This is a genomic window from Acinetobacter gandensis (genome assembly GCF_001678755.1).
Taxonomy (GTDB): domain Bacteria; phylum Pseudomonadota; class Gammaproteobacteria; order Pseudomonadales; family Moraxellaceae; genus Acinetobacter; species Acinetobacter gandensis.
On sequence record NZ_LZDS01000015.1, the window covers coordinates 1 to 24,728 of the forward strand.

Below are 24,728 nucleotides of genomic sequence, written 5' to 3' on the forward strand. Positions count from 1 at the left end.
AAGAAACAAATCGGCAAGCAGCATACGGTAGGCATAGAAGGTAATAACTGTCGCCTTAGACACCGATTGCGACGAGCCGTTCGAAAGACCTGCTGCTTCTCAAAGAAGTTTGATAACCACTTTAAGGTGTTTGATTTGGTATTCTTCTATGTCAATTATGGCTATGTCTGATGTCAGCATACTTTTTAGAACACCACCAATTTAATTATTATTGAAGCAGCTTTATACTTAGAAGCTAAGTGCAATAATCAGAAAATACTCCAATTTCTTACTAAAAATAAAATTTGCATGTAGTATCAAGCTTGTTTTTGATAAAACTTGATGCTTTGTGCTAAATCCTATTAATTTCATCACCTAAAAATTTTGTTATGAATATAGTGATAGATAAAATTTGAGTGATAACAAAAATAAAAAATGCATCGATGAATATCATGACAAATTTAGGTGTCGAAGCATCATTTAAGGCACCAACCGCATAATCTAAAACTTTTATTTCTATTAAATAATTAACACCTGTACTAACAATTATCAATAGTAGTGATGTGATTGCTAGATATGCAAGCCCTCTAGTTAGCAATAATCTAATAGGAAATGTTCGCTCAATCCCATTCAAATAACCTTTTAGGCGTTTATCATCAACACTATCAAGCTTACCTACTCGAGACTTATCTTCTTTATTATCTTCAAATTTATTTTCTTTAGGTTGAATAGAAACTACTGCTGCTAAAGCAGCGATATAGAATCCAGGTAAAATTTGAAACAAACTTAAAATTTTATCAAAAGCTTTACTTTGAAAAAAAATAACTTGTTTATTAAAATCAAAAAACCAAAGATTAATCATTAAATACATTAAAGAAATAGATAAAGGTATAAGCCAATCTATTCTAAATTTGATGTTGGTCGTTCCATCCTGCAACCATGAGATACCGAAATATGAGTTTTTCATTCTAGTGTATCTAGTTCATCATCGCCCATATCATTTGAATCAAACTCAAGCTCCTCAATGCTATTAGGATTCAAAGCTCTTAGCTTTTTACAAAGATTATCATCATACATATTTTCTTCGGTAAGAATTTGTACTCTCTCAAAGCCATTTAACCAATGTTTTTTAGTTCCAAACGATTCCAAAGTTGAGGATTCAGGTCTGATTTCGATAGTTTTATTTCTCTTACCATCTTTCAGTACAAGCTTAAATACGGTAACAGATTCTTTAGCTTTGGCAGATCCGTAAAAATTAGACAACTTTCGAAGATTATCAATACAATCCTGAGCACCTTTCAATGTTTTCGTAATGATTGAAGGTTTAAATATGATTTGCTGTTTTGTAGCTGTAACAAAATCAGCTTCAGGAGCTATAGAAAACAAATTTTTATGCTCTAAAACCAATTCTACAAAGTTACCACTAGATATTTTTTCTACGACATCTTCTTCAGGCACAGATTCGATCTGCGCCTCATATTCAATATAAAAAGGCGTATCGAGAGTAGATGGATAAATTTCACGGAAGAATACGTTATTCTTATCTTCCATGCTTATTAACTTCAGTATACGTTTCAGAAGTAAACTAGCTTGTAATGCTGTTGTATTTTGCCCAGTTTCTAAATGAAATCGACCAAAATAAGCATCTTTTTTTCCAATGAATACAGCATGACACAACTTTTCATGACCTTCATTTTCTTCAAAGTTAAATGTTTTCCGAGATCTATCTTTACTATTCTTATTAATGACTGGTAAAGCTTCTGTATCAGTACAGCTAAATAAAAGATCAATTACTATATTATTACTATCAATTGGATCTTCAATAAATCTCATACTTTCTAAAGCGTGAACAAAACGTTTTTTGTTTCTAGCCCATACTTTAGTGTGGTATTCATATTTTGAAATCAATTGAAAAATTTCATAAGGAGTCCTTAACGTCACAGGATCTCCTATCAAATCACTATTTCTACGCCCATTCGTTTTAGATTTAAAACTTATATTATGAAATTCGATACAAATATCTTGCTTAACTAATTTACTAGGAATCCCTATAAGCTTTTCTTTTGAATCAAGGTCAATATTTGTATCTTGCATATTTTTGTCATAATAAGTAATAAAAGATTGTTCAAATATAAATTATTAACAACCTCAAGGGAATAGAGCGAAATTCATAAATAAAAATTAAAGTGAACATCAAAGATGCTAGCAAACAAAAAAACTGAATAGCCACCAATTTTCTAGCCATCATTTAGTTAGTTAAAATGGCTATTTAACATAAAAACTCTTATGTGAATCAACCCTGTTACTCACCATTCAAAATGTCTATATTCTCACCAATAAAAATGTCTAGTTTATGATGGTTTAAACATCATGGACTGGATATGAAATATAGATGCTGATCACTATGTCTGACAAAGAAATTCAACGTCTTGCTGTTCTGCAAGACGTTCGAGATCATCGTATTACACAAGTCCGTGCTGCTGAAATCCTTAATCTTTCAACCCGTCAAATTACCCGGTTATTACAGAAGCTCAATCAAGATGGTGTTTCAGGTATGGCGCATGCCAGCCGTGGTCAACCTGGCCATCGTCGCCATGATGATTTATTAAAATCAAAATGTCTTTCCATTATTTCCGAACATCTGCTGGGATTTGGACCTACCTTGGCCCATGAGAAGCTCAGCAGCATATTTGACCTGAATATCCCGGTAGAAACGCTTCGGCGCTGGATGACTGCAAATGACCTCTGGATTCCGCGATCCAAGCGCCTTAAACGTCCATATCAGCCACGTTATAACCGTGATTGCTTCGGTGAGCTGATCCAGATTGATGGCTCATATCATGACTGGTTCGAAGGACGCGCTGCTAAGTGCTGTTTATTGGTGTATATCGATGATGCCACTGGAAAGCTGTTGCATCTGCGCTTCTGTGAGGCAGAAACGACCTTCGACTATATGCTTTCAACCCGAGCCTACATTGAACAATACGGTAAGCCTCTGGCCTTTTATAGCGATAAACATTCGGTCTTCCGAGTGAACCAGAAATCGAGCCAGGACAGCAAGATCACGCAATTTGGCCGGATTCTGAATGAGTTAAACATTGATATTATCTTTGCCAACTCACCACAGGCTAAAGGTCGCGTAGAACGCGCGAATAGAACCCTTCAAGACCGTTTGATCAAGGAGATGCGTCTGGAAGGCATCAGTTCAATTGCCGAAGCCAATGCCTGGTTACCCTGCTTTATTGAGCATTTCAACCAGAAGTTCGCCAAGTGTGCGCGAAATTCAAAGAACTTACATCGTCCGCTAACAGAGTCTGATGCTGAGCTGGAGGATATATTCACCTGGCAGGAACCGCGTAAGGTCACGAAGAACCTCACCATCACCTATGACAAGTGTATTTATCTGCTTGAACCGACAGAGCTGAATCATAAGCTTGTTGGGCAATACATTTCATTTCTGGAGTACCCGGATGGCACTGTGGCGATCATGCATGAAGGACGGAAGATCAACTATAGTGTCTTCAATAAACTGGCTGGACTACAGCAGAATGAAGTGGTTGAGAATAAAAGATTAGGCTCGGTTCTGGCGCATATCCAGCAACAGCATGAAGAGTTGGAAAAACAAAATAAACGTTCCCGTCTCAAGAAAAGTATGCCGAGTCGTAAAGCTCAGAAAGCGGTTATTGAACAAAGAAATTTAAATCCTGTGCTTGACTCTTGCAGTTAAAAACAGGACATTTTAAATGGTTTATCGCATAGACATTTTAATTGGTGAATAACAAACCCCTGTTAGAACCCATTTAAAGTGTCCAAGTAAGATAGGAATCTCTGTTCACTTCTCTATGAGATTTAGTGTCCATTAAAATATGGATACGCAGACTAAAAACCATTTTCGAAAAATGACACAGGTTGAGTCGTTTTATACTCGTAATGAAAAAATAACACCTAATAAAATAATAGGATTTTTAAGATTACACTGTCCAGAAATACTCGCGTATGAACTATTTAAAGTTAATGATCAAACACTTAAACTCGAATCAATAAATAAATTTAACTTCAATAAAATATAATAATAAACAGGATTCCTTTATGAAGAATCCTTTTTCTCTTTTATTTCTTCGGTGGTTTGTATCATCCAGTACATCAAAACAAAAAATGGAATAATTAGAACTAAAAGATAAAGAATACTAAAATTAAGAAAGTATCTGGCAAAAGATAAAGCTGTTAGTAAGACCAACAATCCGCATATCGTATAGACAATTTTATTGCGTTTACTAATTAACTCGACAATAGAAAGATCTTGATTTTTCATTCCATGATCCTTAGTAGCTTGAGCAATACTGCATTTCTCTATAACCATGAAGCATATTCACCAGAACCATTAATTGGTTAAGGTATGTGCAAGGTAATCCATTTAATTCAGGGAATTTTTCCCACATTAAATATTTATCTTTGTAAAGAAAGCTATTTCTCTTAAATTTTTCTTGGCCAGATAATTCAATTTTCATTTGTTCAAGCTGCTTAAAATGCTCAACCACATCGTCTGGAATCGGCATATTGAGCGCTACACTCTTACCATTCAACCAATATTGGATTGGTCGGACGTTAATAGATTCATTAAAGCCTATAGCTTTGAAATAATCCCTTACTGCTTCAGCGTTATAGAACCCCAATGATTCAACTAGCAGTTTAAAATCTGCATTTGTCATTATATACCGTCCTTAATCAGATTAAATTTGATTATATAGTCCACAGGTGGACAAAACAAGCAATATCCAAAGTTTAACCTTCTATTAGTTTTAGTAGATCATGGACTGCCAATGTTATTGTCTGGTCCATAATCTCTAAAACGTCTAATCCCGATGCTTGGACAATTGCTGCAAGCTGCAGCTATTATCCAGGCATCTATTCTACCTATCTAATGCAGATCCATAGCAGACATATCAGAGCAAAGTGTCTACTTTGCGAACTGACGCAATCAGTTAAATTTTCCCTTCCCTGATTACCGTTGATTTTCAAGCGAGCTTTAAAAAGCTGTGCTTTTTAAATGGCGACCGCAGAAAATGAACTACTCCCATTTGATCCAGTAACGAGATATAAAAAAACATTCTTAATGGGTGTTTTCGTGGCCTAGATTATCGGGATATATCTTTATTTTTATTTCTCTCTTGAGTTTTAATTTGTGGCTGCTGTACTGGCTGCTGTTTTGGAGCATTGGCATCATAAGCCGTTAATTTTGGCTTATGAAATTTCTGATTTTGAATATCGGTATTGTGTTGAATCTGAAGCTTAGTTTTATCATTTTTGGTTAGAGCTTTTTCAGTTGTTTCTTTCAATTTACTCAAGCTTTGGGCTTCCCACTTCCCTTTATTTGCTAATGTTTGAACTCTTGCGCCTGTTGGCAGTCCAGTTTTAGGATCAATTTCTTTAGTATTCACTTCGACTTTGTTAGACCCTTTATAGGTCAGGACAATATCATCATTCTTAATAATATTTTGTTCTTTCAAAGTACGTTCCAGATCCTTCGCCCAGATTGTATTTTTTTCACCTTTACTATTTTCAATAGTGGCGTAGTAGCTGCTGTTATTTTTAGGATCATGCTTATAAGGTGCTGCGCCATGATCCACTAATTTTCCAACGTGCATTTTTTTCTGATTAAGTTGTTCAACCGCAACTTCTATACTGGCTGTGCGCTGCTTTTCTGTGAAACCGTCTGCTTTCATTTTTTTATCAAAAACTCTCAGTAAAGCTTTTTCCTGTTCTGACAGGTTATTAATTTTTTCCTTCCGTTCCTGTGCTGGATCTACTTTATCCTTCTCATTTAAAGACATCTCTTTCTGGCGTTCATTACCCTTTTCAATAGTATTGTGAACTACCTCTTTACCTTGTTCTTTTTTCATATCATTGAGCAAGGCTAGATCAATATCACGAGGTTCATAGCCCTTTACTGTCATCCCCTTCATTGAAGCTTCAAGCCATACATTCCGTTTAAATTCTTCAGAGCCTTTAACCTGTATTGTTTCCCATTTTTTAGCTTTTGCTACCTCCACCATTGAAGCAGCAATATGCTTATCATCAATTGTGGTTTTTAAGGCTTTTCCAGAATCTTCAAAAGCTACTTTTTCAGGATTACCTTTAAAGTGATATTTGTCATCTACCACATAATATTTATTGAGCAATGCTTTAGGTATGCCTTCTTCACTAGATTCTTTACTGTCATCAGCTTTTAGCTTTTTGGTATCAGTTACCTTAGTTTCTTCAGGATCTTGATTAATACCTTTTGTGTTTTTTGAAATATCTTTATTTTCAGCTTTTTCAATCGAATTGACTTCAGCTTGATTCGTTTCTAACGTCTGGCCAAGTTTGGTATAGCCTGTTTGTTCTTTATTAAAACTAGGTTTATCGACCTTGTTTGATTCAGTCATGATCAAGTCCTTATTGATTAGAAATATTTTGGCGACGTGCTGCTTCGTCAATAATCATTTTGGTTTGAATATATTTTTCTGTTAGAAGTGCGATTTGTCTTTCAGTTTCAGTGCTTAAATCTTTATTTTGCTGATATACAGCTATGCTTTGCATATAGTTTTTTACAGTGTCAGGCTGATTAACCGCTTTAGATGAAAAGCCATTATGACTGGTCACAGCTTTATTTGAAGTACAGCCCACAACTGAAAAAGATAGGGTAATGCTGATTAATGAAAGAGAGATTTTTTTCATGATAGTTTCCTTATTTAGAATTAACTTGGTTTGAAAACGCCTGATAAACGTCATCAAGATCTGAATTTTCTATAGATCCGTTTTGACCTTCATCGGCTGCAACTGGGTTGTCCTGTAGATCTTCATCAATTGAAAATTCAGATTCAGCACAATTAAAAAACGTATCGACTATTTGTTCGGCATCCATTTCGTCATAACTAAATTCAGTGTCATCAACTGAAATAAGGTTTTCCAATTGTTCTGGTTCATCTACTGCAATCAGATTTTCCATTTCTGCAATCATGGCCAGAGGATCTGATTCATCTGCTGCAACTAGATTTTCCGCTTGTTCTGGTTCATCTACTGCAATCAGATTTTTCATTTCTGCAATCATGGCCAGAGGATCGGAATCATCTGCTGCAACTAGATTTTCCGCTTGTTCTGATGCACCTACCGCAACTAGGCTTTCTACTGGATTTTCAGCACTAGCTTCCACCTGGCTAAAGAAATCATCGACGATATTTTGTGCTTCAGTATCTTCTTCCCATTCAATAGCCGCAAAGAATTGATCGACCACTTGTAGACATTCTTCGGGTTGTGGATTTTCTGGATCTTCAAAAACTGTTTTATCTAACTGAAATTCGGGGATAACCAAGCTAGAAATATCTATCTGTTCAGCCTGTTCTACTGTAGTAATTGCAGCTATACGTTTTTCAATTTTTGCCTTATGCAGCTTTACGTCTAAATCAGGAATAGGAATTGAAAGTTCCAGATCCTCAAAGGCAATTTTTTCTAATTGTTTGTGAGTTGGAAAACCTTTAATTGCTTTCATGCTAGGAGAAACGGACTTTAGGCGATCCACAAAAGCACTGTCATTAAAATACTTAGCCTTTTCACACATGATAGGTTTTGTATTTTCCATAAAGATAATTTCTTTATCTTGCGACAATTCTTTTAGCTCTTGAGGGAGCATTAAAGCTCGTCTTTGATCTGATTCATTTTCTGAATTAGAGCCACCTTGCCCCCATGCCATAGAACGGCTTTGGCCCTTAGATTTGGCTTTGAAAGTGAAATAGCCAAGCATTTCACTATATTCATTAGCATCTCGTTGCTCTCTAGGCGGGTAAACGATTTGCAAAGCATGGTTAGTTACAAGCCCCCTAGTTTGAGTTTTATAAACGTCCTCTAACTGGCCAATAGACTGAATAATTGTTAATAAACGAATGTTATAGCCCGCAATAAATGAGTTAGCGTCTGCAATTTTCGCTACTTTACCGACAGCCGTTGCTTCATCATTCACAACTAGGCACTGGTATTTCAAAGATGAATCTTGTTGTGGCAGTGTTTTTAGATTCACATCAATTAAGAGTGAATAAAACAGATTGATTAAGTTTTTAGCATCTCCTAAGCGGTTAGGTTGAACACCAAAATAAATAGACATTCTTTGTCTGCGTACATCTTCAAGTTTAAAGTCACTTGATGAAGTTGCAGCGTCCACAATCGGGTTCGCAAAAATCGTTAAAGGTGAGGTAAAAGTAGAAATGATGTTACCAAGCGTATTGTCTGGTGAACTTAAAAAACGGTTTAAAGCATCTAGGCAAGTATCACTAAGCGGTTTATCACTTTGCGCTCTTTCATCAATAATAGATCTAATATGATCCTGAATTGGCTTACCTTTACCTGAACTCTGTCTTAAAACCTCGCCCATAGTTACAGGCAGATCTTCAGTTTCAAATAGATATAGGGCTAGGCCAAGAAATAAGTTATTAGCATTGTCATTCCAGAAATCGGTTTTAGCATCACCAGTCACAGGGTAGAAACTTCGACCAATAGCAAGAATTTCACCTACTCTAAAATTTTCGTCATGACTAACGGTATCAAATGGATTCCATTTGTGAGATTTTAGATCTTCAGAAAATGGGCTGAATAGATAAACTTTCTGGCCATTCTTAGCACGAAATTTAGAAGTTAATAGGAAGTTTTCAAGCTTTAAATCCAGTACAACTACACTATCCGAATAGTTTAGAAGGTTAGGAATAACAATCGCTACACCTTTACCGCTTCGTGTCGGAGCAGCCAGAAGTACAAATTGCTGACCGCCAAGCATTAAATATTTATTATGATATTTCCCTACTAAAATTCCCTTATTTCCCATCAATCCAGATTTCTGAATTTCTTTTGTTGTGGCAAATCTGGCATCACCGTGTAACGACTGTTTTTTATTAAACAGACTAGCAATGACTAAAGCAGGGAGAACAAAAGTGATAAATAGTGCAGCGATCAAGGCACCTTGCAGCTTTTTCTTTTGTGCAGGTACATTGTGTGCATATAAATCCCAATAATACCCCCACGTTGTCAGATTCACTTCAGGAAATGGATTGGTCTTATTAGCTAAGTAATAAAGAACACCGGCCAGATATTTAGTAATAAAGAAACCAATGACCGCTAAAAAAATTGCAAGGAGTAGGATCAGGATTTTTTTATTCACTCCCTATCCCCTACAATAATTTCAGCATCACCAAATTGAGCCTTAACTTTAGAAACAGGATCAAATTTGATTTCAGAAATAAAGCGTTCTTTACCTATTAGATTACTTTCATCATCGTATTTTTTCTTCACTTCAACATGAACAATAATATCAATGGTTAAAGCAACTAATTCCTTTAGTGTAGTGGCATCGTAGATATTTGCTTGTTCATGTTCTTTGCACATAAAGACGTAGCGATCATAAGCCAGTGAACAGCTTTCAGCGTGATAACTTGTAATAGATCCACTGTGACCAGTTGTAAGCAATTTCAGAAAGTCAAAAGCTTCTCCACCACGTAATTCAGCAAGTAATACACGGTCTGGCTTCATACGCATATTACTAGCGATCAGATCAGATGGAGTTACCTTAGCTTTACCTTGACCACCTTTAGAATAAAGTAGGTGAACCTTGTTTTCATGTGGAACGAAAAGTTCACGTACATCTTCAATAGTGACAAGACGTTCATCTTTAGGAATGTACTGACAAATTGCCTTCATAAAAGTGGTTTTACCAGAACCAGTATCACCAACAACTGCAATATTTTTCTTACATTGAACAGCGAATTTAAAAAATCCCTCAAGATCTTTGTTTTCTAAAAACTGGACTAGCTTAATATCTTCAGTACGTAATACAGGTTTAAACTGCTCAAACTCTTTAGATTTCCCATATCTGAAGTGGTCAAAAAAGCCTTGATCTTTATATTCCTGAAATGATCGGTTTGACTCGTCAGGAATACGGATCGTCATTGATACCGTTCCATTTTCAATGGCTGGCGGTAGAACAATCTGAATACGCTCTCCATCAGGCAATTGAGCAGACAATATAGGGTTTTCTTGGCCAATTCGTTGATTGGTATAGGTAGCAATAACATTAGCTAAAGCTGTTATTTGCCCCATTTCCAGATTTATAGAATGCTTTTCCCATCCTTTATTAGATTCCGTCCAAACTTCATTAGGTGCGTTAATTGCAATTTCAGTCACCCCTTTAGTTTTTAAGAATTTTTCTAATGGAAGTAATAGCTGTCTAACCATTACATCCTTGCTTAAAACATTATTTTGCGCGGAGTTCATACACACCTCTGAAATCAATATCTTTGGCCACGTAAATTGAAGCTACATCACCCTGATTTTTATAAATTGTTGGCTTGATATTGATTGTTTCATTCAACACTGTTTCAGCCATTGATTTACCCATGTCTGAAGTGTTTTGAAGCATATAAGGAGTGCTATTGTTCCCGCCTGTTTCTTTAGAAATACCGTAAGCAATAGCGTCTTGAACTAAAGAAAGCATAAACGCTGCACCGATACGTGCGCCCCAACGGTTATCTACTCGACCACTTAAACCACCTGTTCCTAAATGGTCTGCTGCGGGAGAATCAATATCGACAATAACACCATGCGGAGTTTTTAAGCGTGACCAGATGATACCTAAACGTCTTTGACCTTGTGCTGCAATACTTTTGTATTCTCCAATGACTTCAGATCCCGCTTCAGCAAGGACTACACGACCATTATCAGAATAAACAGGTTGTGGAAGGACACATGAAGCCATACCGCCAATTTCTGAAACGACTTTAACTGACAGGTTGCAACGGATTACACGACCTTTAGCAATTAAGTAATTTCGATCCCCAATAAACCTAGCCTGGACTTTATTAGAAGAATGACTAGCCATGTTAGTTGTAGCTTGTTGTGGCTGATGCTGCTGCATAGGTTCATCATCATCATGCGCTAAAGACATCAAACCAGATCCAGAGAAATTACCAGAACGGCTATTACTATTCTGATCCTGTTCAAACTGTTTCATCATGCCTGTTACTTGGTTATAAGCTGCTTGATGATTCATGCTTGACGGCTGGCCAACCGCCCCGCCTTGTTGTGAAGGATTGACAAAAATCCCGCCACCGTAACGGCTTCCATTGTTTAAAGGTACATATTGAGCTTGTTGTTGTGGCTGTGGCTGAATTACTACAGGCTGTTGATTTGCTGCTTGTTGTTCAACTACTGGCGCAGCTTCAGGCTGTCTTAAAATCTGCTGACCATTTTGGCATTGAAAAACCAACATGCCGTTATAAGTTAAAGCATTGCCGTTATTGTCTGTTAACTGTCTAGGAATACTTTGATCCTGACAGGCATCTAGGCTTTGAAATTGAGCATTTTGATCTGCATCCATTGGCACAGGATCAGTATTAGTAAAATCCCGTCTTTTAGCTGAAGCATCTAGGCTTGGATCTATCTGATTTTCTTTTAATTGGGCTGCTTCTTCAGCATCACTACTATCTGAAAAGAAGTTATAGGCAAAGACCGCTATAACAGTAAAAAGTACCGCCATAACTGCAATAAACGCTATTTTTTTACCTTTTCCATCTTCCTGATCCCCACGTTCATTGACAGACACAATGCCATTTTCTGATTCGTTAAATTCTTCATCAGGAGCTTGTTGATCATCTAATGGTTTTTGATCATTAATATTCATTAGTTCATATCCCCAGTAATGACACGTTTAACACCCTCTACAGTAGTGCCATCTTGTGGAGCAACACCGACAGGATCATAAGATTCATTGAAAATGCTCACTACGCCTTTTCCTTGACGTAAAACAAATTTTTTAGCTAGAGCTTCAACAATCAAAAGTTTTGGATCTTCTTTACTGATATGGAAATTAACTTTTTCTTCCCCTTCCGTACCTTCAATAAATACGACTGGAATATCGGTATTTCCTTTAAATCGCATATAGGTAAAACGACCGTCATCAAATAGCATTTCTGGAACAAAATGCTTCCCTTTACTGTTTGCGGCTTGACGATAATTCCAATTTTTAGGGATAGGTGCAGCATTGGCTAAACGATGCTGTAAAACCAAAAATTCAGTAAGTTGGCTTTCTTCTTTTAATTGTGCTGCATAAGCGTTATAGCGTTGAGCTTCTTCCTGTTTACGTTTTTCTTCTTCTTGTGGGTATTTAAAGACAACACGATACATCGGTTTTTCTTTGGCATTATTTAGAACTTGAAAATCAAAACTATAATCACGCTTATTAGTGCGTAACTCTAAGTTATTCCGAGTAGCCTTATCCTTTGGCTTCACCCATACTAAATTTGATCCAGTATCCGCAAAAATACACCAATTGGTGTCATCCTTTTCACAGTCTGAAGGGTATCCAGTAGCAGCACCACGCTCTAAAATTCTTTCACCTTCACCTAATACAATGCGGGTTACAGTGCCTTTTTTGACAGTAATTCGATAAACATCATTAGGAACATAGTTGATTGTTCTAATACGTGAATCGGTAGGCATAGCTTTAGGCGTAATTGCTGCATAAGAGATCCCATGCACAGCCAAACCCAAAGCAAGAATTAATTTTTTCATGTAATGATCCTTTACATTCCTTGTTGAGCTTGTGGCTGAACAGCAGCCCCGCCTTGTTGAATCGGAACATAGACTTGCTGACTAGGTTCAACAACCGCAGCTTGCGCTACAGGTCTGTTAGGAGATAGTTCAGGATCGACACGATAGCCCACGACCTTAAAGCCGAATGGATTTTTAATTAGATCTTTTTCTACCAGTTTATTTAGATTGTTCGGAGCATATTCATATCGAATACTTGCAATATAATATTGTGGCTGTTCATCACGATTAGCTTCGACTGAATGCAAAGTCTTAGTGAAGCGGACACTAGCGGTAAAACCTGTTTCATCCTGATTAGTCTGGACAGAAATCACATCAACTTTTAATTCATATTTTTTGCCGTACTTTTTATCTCTTGCGCTATCACCTTCATAGAGTGAAGCAAAGTCATTACCGACCTGATTACTGCTCATAGTCATGACTAAATCATAATCTGGCTGTAATAACGGATAGAAATAACTCTCACGGGCGGTTACATAGCGAGTAATGTTATTTTTATCAATTAATTCTTGTTTGCCTTTTACTTGCTGATCATCAACAACGCCTACGTATTCAACATTTCCTTGAGCTTTATCTACTGTGAAAACAACAGGTACAGTCTGGCGCATTGGAGCTAATGTCACTAATCCAATGGCTTCTAAGACGGCCACGCCCACCGCTACTTTTGCAATAGTCCAAGCTTTACGTTCTGACTTAGCCCGCATCGCAATAAGATCTGCTTCCCAATCCATAGCTTTTTCATAGCTTTTAGCTTCTTCAGCAGCAGATACTTTTTTAAGTTTGTTCATGATAGACCCGATAGACCCTATTAGAGTTATTTCTCTAAGTATGCCAAAAAATATAAAAATCGTAAACCAAAATAATATATTTTGGTTTTGTAAATTCAATGTTTTCTGAAAAATTGCAAAAAAAATACCCATTTCAAAAGAAATGGGCTTTTTTTTAAAAGTTTAGTTACCAGAGTAGCCGTCAAGAATGTTGCCTTTTTGGGCAGCACGTTTTAATCGGCCTTCAATTTCAAGCTGTTGTGCTGCATCTTTTTGAGCTTGCGCTTGCGCCTGCATCAAAGCAATTCGGTTTGCATCATTAGCAACTTGTGACTGTTCCGCTTGAATCCTAGCCTGTAACTCAGCGATAGCTTTAGCATCAGTAGTGTTATTAATCTGTTTACGCAGATTATCAATCTGCTCAGTACGCAGATCCGTAACGCCTAACGCTTGCTGATTTAAAGCCTGTGTTTGTGCATTGTTATTTAATGCAGCTTGACAGGCTTTATAGTTCTGGCCAGTTCTAGAAGCACAGTCATAAACCATTGTGGCATCACGAATGTTTCTAGCTGCTGAAGTCATACCATTGACACCGCCTTGTTGGATGCCTTTATAAATGTCAGCAACGTCACTTGGAATCACGTCTTTAAGATATGGATTATTGACAGCATCACCGAAACCACGAATACCAGTAATGGAATCGTATTGCTGTTTTGCCTGTTGGATCTGGTTCACCATCTGATTGTATTGCTCACCCCAAGCCACCATATTTTGAACAGCTTGAACAAGGTTAGCACCGTCAATGACAGGAATACCTGTAGCATTGGCTTGACCACTAATAAACAAAGATGAACCTAAACCCAAAGCTAACAATTGTTTTTTCATTAGAAAAATTCCTACTTGTTTCTTTTGAGGTTAGAGAGAGTATGTCGTTGATATAACGGCTTAGATCCTCCTGTATTCGAGCTATTGGAATTATTAGAGCTGCTAGAATTCCCTTGAACACTTCCCCCAGTAGTAGGAGTAGCTGAAGCACTATCAGATTTTGAATTATTACCGCCACCACCTTTAGTAATTGCTTGAGCTACAGCACGACCGACACCTTGAACACCCGCCCCACCTGTTATGGCTGAAGCCATCGTTGGAATGTTCCACATGATCACTACAATAGTTCCCGCAACAATACAGAGGGAAACTACAGAAGTAAGAATGTCACCCGCATCAAAGTTATTAGCGATTTGCGTACACATGCCTGAAACGAAAGCAAAGAGCATACTGATAATTGCTGTGATAAAGCCTATGGTGAAAACATAGCTCAATGTTTGAGAAAGCCAACTTTCAAAATATTTTTGTGTAGCAGGGAACATTGCACACAGAATGAATATGGGACCAACGCCTAAACAAAGTTGCAGACTGATTTTTGCCAGTAAATATAGGCCAGTACCAATGAAGAACAATAGGAATTGAGCGACAGAAACAACAGCAGCAGATAAATACAAGCCAATATCAGGGAAAACGCCAGAAGCTGATTCAGCTTCTTCACCTAATTTTTGGATTAAATCACCCCACGGAACGCTCACTTGATCCAGTAAAGCACCTAACGAAGATTCACCACCTGGACTAACAATCTGAATTAAACCTATGGCTAGTCCGTTAATAGCTTCAACAACAAAGGATTGATAGACTCCCGCACTTAAAGCAATTCCACCAACAAAAGCGATCTTAAAAAACTTCCATAAAGCGGTATAAATAGAATCTTCTTGTGCGCCAGTCGCAATATTGTAGCCAATGATCAGGATATAAATTGTTGCAGCAGTCAAAGCTATAGGAACAATTGCAGAAGCGATATTACTACTAACACCTGTCACGTAACTTGCTAATAGAGAATCAATTTTTGTTTCTAATGTAGTAATAATTGCCATTGCAATCCCCTATGAATCCTTAATTATTTTGAATCTGGGTTATATCCATCGAGGATATTTCCCGATCCTTTTTTAGTTTCTGGTTTTACTGCTTTTTGCGGTGCAGAAGGATCATATTCATCAAGAATATTGCCCTTTTGGGATGCTCTAGCCTTGCGCTGCTTCAGTTCTTCTTGCTGTTCAGCAGTTAAGTCTTGAGGTTTTAATTGTTGTGCAGCCTTCACTTCTTCTTTTAACTGCTTAACCTGTTCCTTATCATCAGAACATGCAGTTGTTAAAGTAGAAATAACCAACAAACTAGATAGTGCTAAAAACTTAGTCATGACTAAGCAACTCCTTTTTCTGAAATTAATTTTTTACGTTCTGCGATCCGTTGTAAGAAAAGTTCGCCCCAATCGTTAGGATCTTCACCAACTTCATTCATGAGATTTTCGAGAAGTTCTACATTGTCCTTAGAGCCTGAAATAATCTGTAAAACGTCACGCATTTCACCTAGATCCATTTTGCAGAGTGCGGAACGGCTACCCTGCTTAACTAAAAACATGCGTGAGTTTTCTTCTAGCTCTTTAATAATTTCAAATTCTTGCGGAGTGACCTTAAAGCCGTTTACATAGTCATCGTAATCAGCGCGAGGATTAGGTAAAAAGATTTGAGTAACGCTTTGTTCAACCATTGTTTTACCAATGTCAGAATCTAAAACGTCACTTGGGGATTGCGTCATAAAGACACCTAGACCATTCAATTTACGAATAGTTTTCTGCTTATCTTTGGCAAAATCTTTGAAATATTCATCTGTTAATGGCTTCCAAAACTCGTCCATCCAATAAATAAATGGACTACCATCAATCAATGAATCTGTGATGTGTAATAGATAAGCCATGATTGGTGTACGGACTTCAGGATCATCTAAAAATTCCGTGTAGTCATAACCAAAGATTGGCATTTTGGCTTTAGAAAAGTCTTGAGTATCGTATGGATTATCAAAGACCCATGATAAATTTCCGTCATGATCAGCAGTGTTACACCATTTAGCTAAACGATCCTGAAGCGAATCACCTCCGCCATTTACTTTCAGATTCATATATAAAACTGAAAGTCTGCGGAGTTCTAACGGCATATCATCACGCATAATGGTACGAACAGCCTGACTGATTTCCAGATCTTCGGCAGCATTACGAACGCCACCTACCAGAATTTTTACAAGCTTTTCTACAAACTGAATATTTGTTTCAGTCGGTGGTAGCTGCAACGGATTAAAGCCAGTTGGTACACCACGCTCTAAGGCATAGTATTGCCCCCCAATCCGTCTAATCCCAATTTCTGCGCCCCTATCTTTATCAAAGAAAACACCCTTCAGATTTTTATACTTACAAGCAAACATCATCATGGCCATGACTAGGGTTGTTTTACCCACACCAGTTGTTCCAATGACACACGTATTACCTGGCATCTTGTCATCTGTAGAATCTTGCTTATCAGGGCTAACATGATGATTAAAGTAAAATGGTTGGCCACTTGGAGTTTTAAATAAAGCTAGTGCTTCTCCCCAAGGATTGCCGTCACGCTTACCTCTTGCGAAGTTATGAAAAGGGCTTAAAGCAGAAAAATTTAGGCTTGTGAGATATGCTTCTCTTGGACGCATATTAAAGTTACCAGCTAATTGCGAGAACCATGCACATTCAGGAACAGTATCAATTACAGCCATTTTGAAACCTGCTTCATCTGATAGAGCAGTTCTGGCACTCGAAACATTTAGAGCAACTTGATTTGGTGAATCGCCAAAAATCGCAAGCGTATAGTGATATTCGCCTAACTGGAAATTCCCGCTATTAGCTTCACTCATAGCCAGATCAATATCACGAATCTCTTGATCTGAAACGTCCTCTACAGAATTTAGTTGGCCTTTAATTGTTTTTAATTTATCTACAGCATCACGCTTGCCATAAACCGTGAAACTTTGAGTTTCAATGTATTCATAGTTTCCATACAGGATGGAATTGCACATTCCTGATTCTGATAAACGTGGAAATTCTTGAATATCCAGAAAGCCTACATATTTTTGAGCTTCAGGATGTTTGATCTGTAAATAGCCATTTTTGTCACCAAAGAACAAGCGACTACTTGGAATATATTGATCAAGATTAGCCTGTCTTAAAGGGATTTCTTCCCAAACTCCATTAGTTAAGAAACCAAGCAGATTACACATTTCGGAGTAGACAAAACCTTTCTTGGTATAGGTCACCAGACGTTCTGGATTGTAGTGATATAGACTTGCTTCAACCTGTTTGGCTACATCATCCAAAATATCGAGATCCCGCTTAATCTGCTTTTTCAGGGCTACTGGATCACGACTAGCTTTACTCTTAAAAATCTTTGTTAATCTGGAAATTTCAGGACGATAAAGAATTGTTAAATACAATTCAGTAGCCATCTGTTTATTCTTTTCACCCTGAAACTGCTGATAATATCTTTCATTAAAATCAGCAATAAAATCATTTTCATAAACGCCATTTAGACGTTCATTAACTCCCCTACGAATCTTATGCGTCCAAACAGCAAAGTGACCGCCACCTAAAGCACGATAAAAATTATTTAATCCTTCTTTACGGATTCTAATAATATCGGCTTCAACTGTTTCAAACGAAATGCCTTCTAATTTCCATGTAGCAATATATTCACCATTTTTAAGCTTAATAACATTGTTGGAAACATGATTACCAAACGGCAGATAGTCTGAAATTGCGACTTCAGCATTTGCGCTATCTTTAACTTGCTGTTTTGAACGCATGATATTGTTATTTCCTTTTCTTTAATTTAAGTGGCGAAAATGAGATTGCTCCCCATTTTTGATGGTTCTGGATCTGTTTCCCTCTTATGCGCCACCGCATCAATACTTGCTTTAATCGTTGGTCATCTACTTTTGTTATTGCCCGCATCCAGAAGTAAATAGGCACATAAATAGCTGCTATAAATAAAGTCACATAGGCACTAAGTAGATAAAAAGACCAACCCGCTAAAAGAATTGCTACCCCCGTCACCAACAAAAAAGGCAACATTGGAACGCCAAAAAGCATGGCAGGACGAGTGCAACCCCTGAAAATTGGATCAGAAAAATTCGACATTAGTTAATCAGCCAAGCAGCGATACCCGCAGCACCACCTACCAAAATGCCCCCGATAACGATGTTAGAAATGTCTGACCACTTCGCTTGTTGCCAAGCCAATTTAAAGCCAGCCCACATGATAGTGATGGTAAATACAGTTACAGCCACACCCGCTAAGACTGACTGAACATTAGCCATAACCGTATTAACTTTTGAGATTTGAGCAAAAGCAGGGCTTGAGATTAACGTCATGAACAACATCAATACGCTTGCTTTGATACCAGTCGTTTTAGTCGTTGTTATTTGCGTTTGATTTGCTTTCATTATTTTCTCCAAGTGAAGCAATTAAGACCTAGCGCATTAAGTACCAAGAACAATATTTTTGGAAAATAAAATATTGTTCATTGGTACTGTATATTTAATATATTACACTAAGTTTTAAACTTTTTGAAAATATTTTAAAAGATCATAGAAGATTTTAAACTTTTTTCTTTTTCTTTAAAATCTGTGCCGTTAGTTAAGAAAAATGAAGGCCGTTTCTCCACTACTGGAAGGCTTTGAAGTTCTGTATTTTCGGTATATCCACTGGAGTTAGGCATATCTGCATTAGTAGCAAAATATGCAAGCTGTTCCGAGCTATTCATAGGAGGTGAGGGAGGATTGAATTTTACAGGCATGGTATTGAGTGAACCATTAGCAAAATAATTCAAATTTCTTGATACTTTCGCTACATACCCATTTCTAAATCCTGATGAATGGTTGCCAGTGTTATAGCAAGACATAGCTTTATAAATATCTTTGCCTTTTGCCCTATTTCGGCAGTCATTAAAGATAAATTGCATTGCGCTTAGATTGGTGCAGGGATCAAAAACTTGCTCGACACTAAGATTTAGTCTTTTGAAATTAGCACTATTAATTTGAGCAAAACCAACATCAATATTTCGTCCCTGGCTAATTAATTTTTTGGCCATAGATACAGCTTCTTCATAGCTAGTCGGCTGTTTTTTAAGACCTGCGGCACGATTAACCCCTATCGCAAAAGGATTAAATGAGGATTCAGAATTAACAATTGCAGACGCAATATTCACATCAACTTGTGGCGCACATTGTTGTGCCAAAACTACGAAATCAATCATTACTTTTTCACCTCAAATTTTGGCTTACCTTTTTGATCTGGATAAGTAGCGGAGCACCCATTTTTATAGTTGGTACACCCCCAAAAATAGCCATTTGCCCCATTGATCCGTCTTAAATCACTGGCACATTGAGGACATGAATAGACTTCAAGAAGTGGCTTTTTATTAACTTCAGGCAAAAAGACTTTGCAATCTGTTTCCCGATTGGGACAGAACCAGATCGGATCTTTACCTTCTTTTTTGGATCTGAATAATGGCGTTGAGCATTTAGGGCAAGGATATTTGATTTTCTCTACTGGCTGACCTTTCTTGTCGTCCATAGAGTGCTTACATTCCTGATCATTGCAGATCCAGAAAAATTCTTTAGTTTGCGAATTTTGGAATTTATTTAAGCGACCTGTTTTACATTTAGGGCATGAATGAATAACTTTTTCGACTGGTTTACCCTTGTCGTCATCCATAGAGTGCTTACAGTCCTCACTGCTACAAATCCAAAAAAATTGATTGGTTTTAGTATTCTTAAATTTCTTTAACTGGCTTTTACACTTTGGACAATGTATTGCGTTTATAGCTGTAAGTTTTGAAGCTGTACTTAGCTCTTGAGCAAGTTGAGTGTATAAGGCAGAAACAACCGAATTATATGAAGTTTCACCAGATGCAATTTTATCTAGCTGCAACTCCATCTCTTTTGAATAGTGCAGATCCAGAAAGCTAAACTTAGCTTTCAACAGACTACCAATTAGATCATTCCCTAATTTAGTTGGTTTTAAGACTTTCTTCTCTACCTCCAGAAAGCCCTTATTCAGAATATTGGCCATGATTGATGAATAAGTAGAAGGGCGACCAATCCCGCAACTTTCCAATTTTTTAATTAGTGAAGCTTCTGTATAGCGTTTTGGTGGCTTAGTTTGTTTTGCAATAACTTCACCGCTTTCAATATCAACTACAGAACCAACTTCTAAGACAGGCACCACGCCTGAAGGCTCGTTTTCATCTTCATTCAGGCAGTCTTTACCAAAAATCATCCACCCTTTTTTTATTAACTCACGGCTTTTAGCATGGAACTTATATTTCCCATCTTCAGACAGTAATTCCAAAGTAACGGCTTTATATTCAGCTTTGGCCAATTGACTTGAAATAGTACGTTCCCAAATCAATTGATATAAAGCTTTTTGTTCTGGTGACTTTCCTAGATCTTTATCAATTATGTGAACAGGTCGGATTGCTTCATGGGCATTTTGCGCCCCATCTTTTTCCTTAAACTTATTAGGCTTTTCAGGTAAAGAAAATTGATGTTCATTAGCATAAGCAAAGATTTCTTCTACACTTTCATCAGCTATGTTTAGGCCGTCAGTCCGAATGTAAGTAATTGCCCCCTGTTCAAATAATGCCTGTGCTGCTTTGGTTGTTTGTTGAGGGCTAAAGCCTAACGCTACACTAGCAGCTTGTAAAAGTAGGGCTGTAGAGAACGGAGAAGGAGCATTTGAATACTCTGTTTTTTCAGTGCAGTTTAAAACTTTAACTTTCTTAGTTTTTGCAACTTCTTCAGCTAAGGAACTATCTAAAACATAAGGCTGATCCTCAGTTACAAAATCTGTTGTAACCCATTGCGAGATCCATTTTTTAGGCTCTTTATCAAAACTCAAATTAACGCCAAAGTGGTTAGTAACTTTGAATTTCTGGATTTCGATTTCTCTAAGGACAACGATTAAAACAGCAGGAGATTGTACCCGCCCCGCAGATGAAGGCTGACCCATAAGATCAGATGCAATAGGGGAAACTAGATAGCCCACCAGACGATCTAAAGCCCTACGTGCTTCTTGAGCATATACAAGCTGATAATCTAAACCACGCCCATTATTAATGGCTTCTTTAATAGCTTTTTCTGAAATCTCATTAAATTCTATTCGTTCAAATTGACCATCTTCCAGACCTAAACATTCTTTTAAATGCCATGAAATAGCTTCACCTTCCCTGTCTGGATCGGTAGCTAAATAAATCTTGTCTGCTTTATTCAAAAAGGCTTTTATTTTTTCAATACGTTTTTCGCCACCGTCAAAAGTTCTGTCACTAACTTTGGCATCAGGAATAAATGAATATTCCATTGCAAAATCATTGGCTATATCAATACCTAAGCCTTTTCTTGGTAGATCCCGAACATGGCCAACACTGGCCACAACTTTAAAATCAGATCCTAAATAACTTCCAATTTTTGAACATTTGTTAGGAGATTCAACGATTACAAGATTCATGGGTTATTTCCAAATTGTAAAATTTAGGAAACTCGAAAGCCCACAAAGAAAAGATGAATATAAGAAAGCAACTACTTGAAATTTAGTGAAATCTATAAGGATTTCTAAAAGCAGTGCATCTTGTGGCATGAAGCACACAAGATAAACACATGAAATAACTAGAAAAAATTTTAAAAAATTTCCATATTTATTTAAACTTATAGCCATTTTCTTAAATCCCATCTTAGAGCTTTAAAGAATATAATCCAAAATATACCATATTGGAAATGGCTTTTGTATTTTTTTACTTGATTCTTATTATTTTTACTTCTTCTGTATAAATTTTTTCTTTCAAGAAATCATTAAGCCTAGTCAGATCCTTAAAGATCCTAGCTTTATCTTTTTCTCGTCTTGTTGTTAAAGTCCAAACCTTTTGGCCTGACCATGCCAGTTTTGCTGTGATAAAAAATCCACCCTCAAATTCATTAATAATTAACTCTTTAATAAATCCTTGTTTATTAGATTCCTCTAGCACCACCTCTGAAATAGAAAAATCAGGATCAATATTTATAAAATCAGTCATCCATAAAACCTTTTAAAGCACCCATAACAAAGGTGCATTATGATCAATTTAGGTAATCTTGGTAAAGTTTTTTAAATAATTTAAAGAAATTTTAAATATTTTAGCTAAATTCTGCTTTAGTCATGACTAAAAACCTCGATGCTTGGATAAAAGCTGCAGCGTTTATCCAGGCATCTATATTACCTATCTAATCCAGATCCATAGCAGACATATCAGAGCAAAGTGTCTACTTTGCGAACTGGCGCAATCAGTTAAATTTACCCTTCCCTGATTACCGTTGATTTTCAAGCGAGCTTTAAAAAGCTGTGCTTTTTAAATGGCGACCGCAGAAAATAAACTGCTCCCATTTGATTTAGTAGCGGGATTTAAATAGTACATAGCATGAGGTTATTAAAAGGGTTATAACCTCACGTTAAAACATACTATTGCAATGCTACTCCTCATAAATGGCGACTCGATATAAGTAGTAAATTATTTGAAAAGGACTTAATATCCACCTGTGGACATTTATTAAATTGGATAAGTTATGACTGAAGAACTAGGAACAGAAACAGAAGCAGAAACAGAAGGAAAGGTATTAGATCGCAGAAAAAGATATAGAAAAAAGCCTACTACCAAAACTCCACTATCAGTTTATTTCAATATGGATGTTCCTGAAGATGTTGAAGCATTGGAAGCCTTAGAATATTTAAAAGATATTTATGGCGGGGAAAAACAAGGAAAAAGTGTAGCAGTCAAAGAAGTTTTAAGAATTTTCTATAAACAATTGCAAGAAAAAAAAGCCTGATTTAATCAGGCTTTTTTTTCTTGCAAAAACTTAGGACTTTTTAACTGTAGTGACTAACTTGTCATCTACATAAAGATAAACTCTTTTATTATGTGTATAAGATGAAATTTTAGGTTGTCCTTCTCCCCCTCCAACAGATCCATCTTGATTACTGCTGACGAATGAACAGTGAGGAAAGCCTTTACCTTTAGCCAGATCTTTTTTTACGTCACTAATTGTAGACTGACATTCAGAAACATTAAGACCGCCAGCAAAGCACATAAAAGCACGACAGCCATAATTTTCATCTTTAGCTGCAACTAAGGCAGATGCACTAGCTAAAGTTAAACCTAAAATAAATTTTTTATACACAAGTAGTCACTCTATTTAGATGAGTTTTCCAGTACGAATAACTTGCCTTCAAAGTTTAGAGATATTGTTTTGGCATTGCTGCACATTGAATAAATCTCTTGAATCAAGAAGGGTAAATTCCGTGTGAATCGAATTTTTCCTGATGCGGTATGAATGACGTGATCAACATCATTTACTTTAACAGTCACAAAATATTGGAACTGTTCGTTCATACCAATTTCAACACCATAGTTATTGGCGTTGAAGTCATTGACTGTTTTCAAGTCATTCATCGTTAAAGCCATTTCTGCAAGATCCCTAGTTTTTTAAAAGTGAAGTACGGATTCTTACAAAATATAATTAATTTAAAAATGTAACTGAAGTGTAACTGTGTGTAAAAGACACAAAAACAACAATTATTTTTAAACGCTTTTAATATATATCAAAAAGTTTAAAGCTTTAATGAAATATTTAAAACTTTTGTAAAAAGTTTGTATATATCAAAGCTCATATTTTTTTTAGATCCCTTCCCTTTTTGTCATGTAAATATCACTTTAATAATCTTCTAAACATTTCTAAAAACTTTTTAAAAAAAACTAGAATCAGGTTTAAAAAGAGTTTAGATAAAGTTTAGGATTGTTTAGTACAGTTTAAGAGCCTTAATTTCTTTTTGTAAAACATAAGTTTGCAAGCCTATAACTATACGTTTTGTCGCTATAACTATACGTTTTGTCGCTATAACTATACGTTTTGTCGCTACAACTATACGTTTTGTCGCTACAACTATACGTTTTGTCACATATCTATACGTTTTGTCGTAAATAATCCACAAGCTTATCAACAGAATACAAAAAATGGCTAAATTTTTCTTAAAAATCAGTAATTAGTTAGGTGTTTAGCTCTAACTTATTATATTTTTGCGTATTTTTTAGCCTTAATCCATGCTGCACTCTCAAAACTATACGTTTTGTCGCAACTTCCCCGCATAACTATACGTTTTGTCGCAAACCTGCGATTATGCGTACTGGATACGATTATATATATTTTTCAGGAATTAACTAGATTCTTGCAAATCTAATAAGTTATTGTTTTATATGAATAATTATATTAAAGAACGATTTTTATTTTTTGGTGCTAAAAAAGATATTTGTATAGGCTTAAAATCATAACTATACGTTTTGTCGCATCGTAAGTAATTGATATTTATATAATAGTTATAAATATTCAAAATTGAATATTTTTTATCTGGTTTTTGTGTTAAAA

Annotated in this window: 25 protein-coding genes; 3 read left to right on the forward strand and 22 right to left on the reverse strand. The window is 36.4% G+C overall.

Features of this window, described 5'->3' with window-relative positions; all coding sequences use genetic code 11:
• A partial coding sequence (locus A9J31_RS15345) for an IS1 family transposase (protein WP_162270481.1) occupies positions 1 to 171 on the forward strand: 171 nt, incomplete at its 5' end.
• 160 nt (positions 172 to 331) lie between these two features.
• Here A9J31_RS15345 and A9J31_RS06640 read toward each other — a convergent pair.
• Positions 332 to 946, reverse strand: coding sequence for a hypothetical protein (locus A9J31_RS06640; RefSeq protein WP_015060272.1), 615 nt, complete (start codon positions 944 to 946; stop codon positions 332 to 334).
• Positions 943 to 2,073 (reverse strand): hypothetical protein, encoded by a 1,131-nt coding sequence (locus A9J31_RS06645; RefSeq protein ID WP_005407479.1) that lies wholly within the window; start codon positions 2,071 to 2,073, stop codon positions 943 to 945. Before A9J31_RS06645 ends, A9J31_RS06640 begins: the two co-directional genes overlap by 4 nt.
• A gap of 298 nt (positions 2,074 to 2,371) precedes the next feature.
• Between A9J31_RS06645 and A9J31_RS06650 the strand changes: the two genes are divergently transcribed.
• Positions 2,372 to 3,706, forward strand: a complete 1,335-nt coding sequence (locus tag A9J31_RS06650; protein ID WP_015060273.1) for an ISNCY family transposase — start codon at positions 2,372 to 2,374, stop codon at positions 3,704 to 3,706.
• Positions 3,707 to 4,066: 360 nt separating this feature from the next.
• Here the strand turns inward: A9J31_RS06650 and A9J31_RS06660 are convergent, their stop codons facing one another.
• From A9J31_RS06660 to A9J31_RS06745, 18 genes are all read right to left on the reverse strand, one after another.
• Positions 4,067 to 4,291: a transposase gene (locus A9J31_RS06660; protein WP_067763336.1), complete on the reverse strand. Its 225-nt coding sequence runs from the start codon at positions 4,289 to 4,291 to the stop codon at positions 4,067 to 4,069.
• A gap of 10 nt (positions 4,292 to 4,301) precedes the next feature.
• The gene (locus A9J31_RS06665; RefSeq protein ID WP_004644755.1) at positions 4,302 to 4,688 is read right to left on the reverse strand and encodes a hypothetical protein; all 387 of its coding nucleotides are present in this window, start codon (positions 4,686 to 4,688) and stop codon (positions 4,302 to 4,304) included.
• A gap of 426 nt (positions 4,689 to 5,114) precedes the next feature.
• A complete protein-coding gene (locus A9J31_RS06670; protein WP_015060247.1) occupies positions 5,115 to 6,404 on the reverse strand; it encodes an LPD7 domain-containing protein in 1,290 nt (429 codons plus the stop codon).
• 10 nt (positions 6,405 to 6,414) lie between these two features.
• On the reverse strand, positions 6,415 to 6,696 hold the full coding sequence (locus A9J31_RS06675; RefSeq protein WP_015060248.1) for a hypothetical protein: 282 nt from the start codon (positions 6,694 to 6,696) through the stop codon (positions 6,415 to 6,417).
• 10 nt (positions 6,697 to 6,706) lie between these two features.
• Positions 6,707 to 9,163 carry a type IV secretory system conjugative DNA transfer family protein gene (locus tag A9J31_RS06680; protein WP_067763338.1) on the reverse strand — a complete coding sequence of 819 codons (2,457 nt, stop codon included), beginning with the start codon at positions 9,161 to 9,163 and terminating at the stop codon, positions 6,707 to 6,709.
• Complete coding sequence (virB11, locus tag A9J31_RS06685; protein ID WP_067763340.1) at positions 9,160 to 10,272, reverse strand: P-type DNA transfer ATPase VirB11; 1,113 nt, start codon at positions 10,270 to 10,272, stop codon at positions 9,160 to 9,162. The genes A9J31_RS06680 and virB11 overlap by 4 nt, the downstream gene beginning before the upstream one ends.
• Entirely contained in the window at positions 10,253 to 11,677 is a 1,425-nt protein-coding gene (gene virB10, locus A9J31_RS06690; protein ID WP_015060251.1) for a type IV secretion system protein VirB10, read from the reverse strand. Before virB10 ends, virB11 begins: the two co-directional genes overlap by 20 nt.
• Entirely contained in the window at positions 11,677 to 12,567 is an 891-nt protein-coding gene (locus A9J31_RS06695; protein WP_015060252.1) for a TrbG/VirB9 family P-type conjugative transfer protein, read from the reverse strand. The genes virB10 and A9J31_RS06695 overlap by 1 nt, the downstream gene beginning before the upstream one ends.
• An 11-nt stretch (positions 12,568 to 12,578) precedes the next feature.
• Complete coding sequence (locus A9J31_RS06700; protein WP_004644763.1) at positions 12,579 to 13,394, reverse strand: VirB8 family type IV secretion system protein; 816 nt, start codon at positions 13,392 to 13,394, stop codon at positions 12,579 to 12,581.
• A gap of 162 nt (positions 13,395 to 13,556) precedes the next feature.
• The gene (virB5, locus tag A9J31_RS06705) at positions 13,557 to 14,258 is read right to left on the reverse strand and encodes a P-type DNA transfer protein VirB5 (protein ID WP_015060254.1); all 702 of its coding nucleotides are present in this window, start codon (positions 14,256 to 14,258) and stop codon (positions 13,557 to 13,559) included.
• An 11-nt stretch (positions 14,259 to 14,269) separates the two neighbouring features.
• Entirely contained in the window at positions 14,270 to 15,295 is a 1,026-nt protein-coding gene (locus tag A9J31_RS06710) for a TrbL/VirB6 family protein (protein WP_015060255.1), read from the reverse strand.
• A gap of 23 nt (positions 15,296 to 15,318) precedes the next feature.
• Positions 15,319 to 15,618: a hypothetical protein gene (locus A9J31_RS06715; protein ID WP_015060256.1), complete on the reverse strand. Its 300-nt coding sequence runs from the start codon at positions 15,616 to 15,618 to the stop codon at positions 15,319 to 15,321.
• Positions 15,619 to 15,620: 2 nt separating this feature from the next.
• Positions 15,621 to 18,083: a VirB4 family type IV secretion/conjugal transfer ATPase gene (locus A9J31_RS06720; protein WP_015060257.1), complete on the reverse strand. Its 2,463-nt coding sequence runs from the start codon at positions 18,081 to 18,083 to the stop codon at positions 15,621 to 15,623.
• Positions 18,084 to 18,090: 7 nt separating this feature from the next.
• The gene (locus A9J31_RS06725) at positions 18,091 to 18,417 is read right to left on the reverse strand and encodes a VirB3 family type IV secretion system protein (RefSeq protein WP_005407440.1); all 327 of its coding nucleotides are present in this window, start codon (positions 18,415 to 18,417) and stop codon (positions 18,091 to 18,093) included.
• A complete protein-coding gene (locus A9J31_RS06730; protein WP_004644768.1) occupies positions 18,417 to 18,722 on the reverse strand; it encodes a TrbC/VirB2 family protein in 306 nt (101 codons plus the stop codon). Before A9J31_RS06730 ends, A9J31_RS06725 begins: the two co-directional genes overlap by 1 nt.
• 134 nt (positions 18,723 to 18,856) lie before the next feature.
• Entirely contained in the window at positions 18,857 to 19,534 is a 678-nt protein-coding gene (locus A9J31_RS06735; RefSeq protein ID WP_067763342.1) for a lytic transglycosylase domain-containing protein, read from the reverse strand.
• Complete coding sequence (gene topA / locus A9J31_RS06740; RefSeq protein ID WP_015060259.1) at positions 19,534 to 21,786, reverse strand: type I DNA topoisomerase; 2,253 nt, start codon at positions 21,784 to 21,786, stop codon at positions 19,534 to 19,536. The genes A9J31_RS06735 and topA overlap by 1 nt, the downstream gene beginning before the upstream one ends.
• 283 nt (positions 21,787 to 22,069) lie before the next feature.
• Entirely contained in the window at positions 22,070 to 22,348 is a 279-nt protein-coding gene (locus A9J31_RS06745) for a hypothetical protein (RefSeq protein WP_005248732.1), read from the reverse strand.
• A gap of 526 nt (positions 22,349 to 22,874) precedes the next feature.
• Here A9J31_RS06745 and A9J31_RS06750 point away from each other — a divergent pair.
• Positions 22,875 to 23,135: a hypothetical protein gene (locus A9J31_RS06750; RefSeq protein WP_067763344.1), complete on the forward strand. Its 261-nt coding sequence runs from the start codon at positions 22,875 to 22,877 to the stop codon at positions 23,133 to 23,135.
• Positions 23,136 to 23,165: 30 nt separating this feature from the next.
• Here the strand turns inward: A9J31_RS06750 and A9J31_RS06755 are convergent, their stop codons facing one another.
• Complete coding sequence (locus tag A9J31_RS06755; RefSeq protein WP_005248735.1) at positions 23,166 to 23,486, reverse strand: hypothetical protein; 321 nt, start codon at positions 23,484 to 23,486, stop codon at positions 23,166 to 23,168.
• Positions 23,487 to 23,497: 11 nt separating this feature from the next.
• Positions 23,498 to 23,770, reverse strand: a complete 273-nt coding sequence (locus tag A9J31_RS06760; protein ID WP_067763346.1) for a hypothetical protein — start codon at positions 23,768 to 23,770, stop codon at positions 23,498 to 23,500.
• Positions 23,771 to 24,728 lie beyond the last annotated feature (958 nt).

Bases quoted from the DNA above. Each gene is read 5' to 3' on its own strand.
- A9J31_RS06640 (WP_015060272.1), bottom strand. From the start codon at position 946: ATGAAAAACTCATATTTCGGTATCTCATGGTTGCAGGATGGAACGACC.
- A9J31_RS06645 (WP_005407479.1), bottom strand. From the start codon at position 2,073: ATGCAAGATACAAATATTGACCTTGATTCAAAAGAAAAGCTTATAGGG.
- A9J31_RS06650 (WP_015060273.1), top strand. From the start codon at position 2,372: ATGCTGATCACTATGTCTGACAAAGAAATTCAACGTCTTGCTGTTCTG.
- A9J31_RS06660 (WP_067763336.1), bottom strand. From the start codon at position 4,291: ATGAAAAATCAAGATCTTTCTATTGTCGAGTTAATTAGTAAACGCAAT.
- A9J31_RS06665 (WP_004644755.1), bottom strand. From the start codon at position 4,688: ATGACAAATGCAGATTTTAAACTGCTAGTTGAATCATTGGGGTTCTAT.
- A9J31_RS06670 (WP_015060247.1), bottom strand. From the start codon at position 6,404: ATGACTGAATCAAACAAGGTCGATAAACCTAGTTTTAATAAAGAACAA.
- A9J31_RS06675 (WP_015060248.1), bottom strand. From the start codon at position 6,696: ATGAAAAAAATCTCTCTTTCATTAATCAGCATTACCCTATCTTTTTCA.
- virB11 (WP_067763340.1), bottom strand. From the start codon at position 10,272: ATGAACTCCGCGCAAAATAATGTTTTAAGCAAGGATGTAATGGTTAGA.
- virB10 (WP_015060251.1), bottom strand. From the start codon at position 11,677: ATGAATATTAATGATCAAAAACCATTAGATGATCAACAAGCTCCTGAT.
- A9J31_RS06695 (WP_015060252.1), bottom strand. From the start codon at position 12,567: ATGAAAAAATTAATTCTTGCTTTGGGTTTGGCTGTGCATGGGATCTCT.
- A9J31_RS06700 (WP_004644763.1), bottom strand. From the start codon at position 13,394: ATGAACAAACTTAAAAAAGTATCTGCTGCTGAAGAAGCTAAAAGCTAT.
- virB5 (WP_015060254.1), bottom strand. From the start codon at position 14,258: ATGAAAAAACAATTGTTAGCTTTGGGTTTAGGTTCATCTTTGTTTATT.
- A9J31_RS06710 (WP_015060255.1), bottom strand. From the start codon at position 15,295: ATGGCAATTATTACTACATTAGAAACAAAAATTGATTCTCTATTAGCA.
- A9J31_RS06715 (WP_015060256.1), bottom strand. From the start codon at position 15,618: ATGACTAAGTTTTTAGCACTATCTAGTTTGTTGGTTATTTCTACTTTA.
- A9J31_RS06720 (WP_015060257.1), bottom strand. From the start codon at position 18,083: ATGCGTTCAAAACAGCAAGTTAAAGATAGCGCAAATGCTGAAGTCGCA.
- A9J31_RS06725 (WP_005407440.1), bottom strand. From the start codon at position 18,417: ATGTCGAATTTTTCTGATCCAATTTTCAGGGGTTGCACTCGTCCTGCC.
- A9J31_RS06730 (WP_004644768.1), bottom strand. From the start codon at position 18,722: ATGAAAGCAAATCAAACGCAAATAACAACGACTAAAACGACTGGTATC.
- A9J31_RS06735 (WP_067763342.1), bottom strand. From the start codon at position 19,534: ATGATTGATTTCGTAGTTTTGGCACAACAATGTGCGCCACAAGTTGAT.
- topA (WP_015060259.1), bottom strand. From the start codon at position 21,786: ATGAATCTTGTAATCGTTGAATCTCCTAACAAATGTTCAAAAATTGGA.
- A9J31_RS06745 (WP_005248732.1), bottom strand. From the start codon at position 22,348: ATGACTGATTTTATAAATATTGATCCTGATTTTTCTATTTCAGAGGTG.
- A9J31_RS06750 (WP_067763344.1), top strand. From the start codon at position 22,875: ATGACTGAAGAACTAGGAACAGAAACAGAAGCAGAAACAGAAGGAAAG.
- A9J31_RS06760 (WP_067763346.1), bottom strand. From the start codon at position 23,770: ATGGCTTTAACGATGAATGACTTGAAAACAGTCAATGACTTCAACGCC.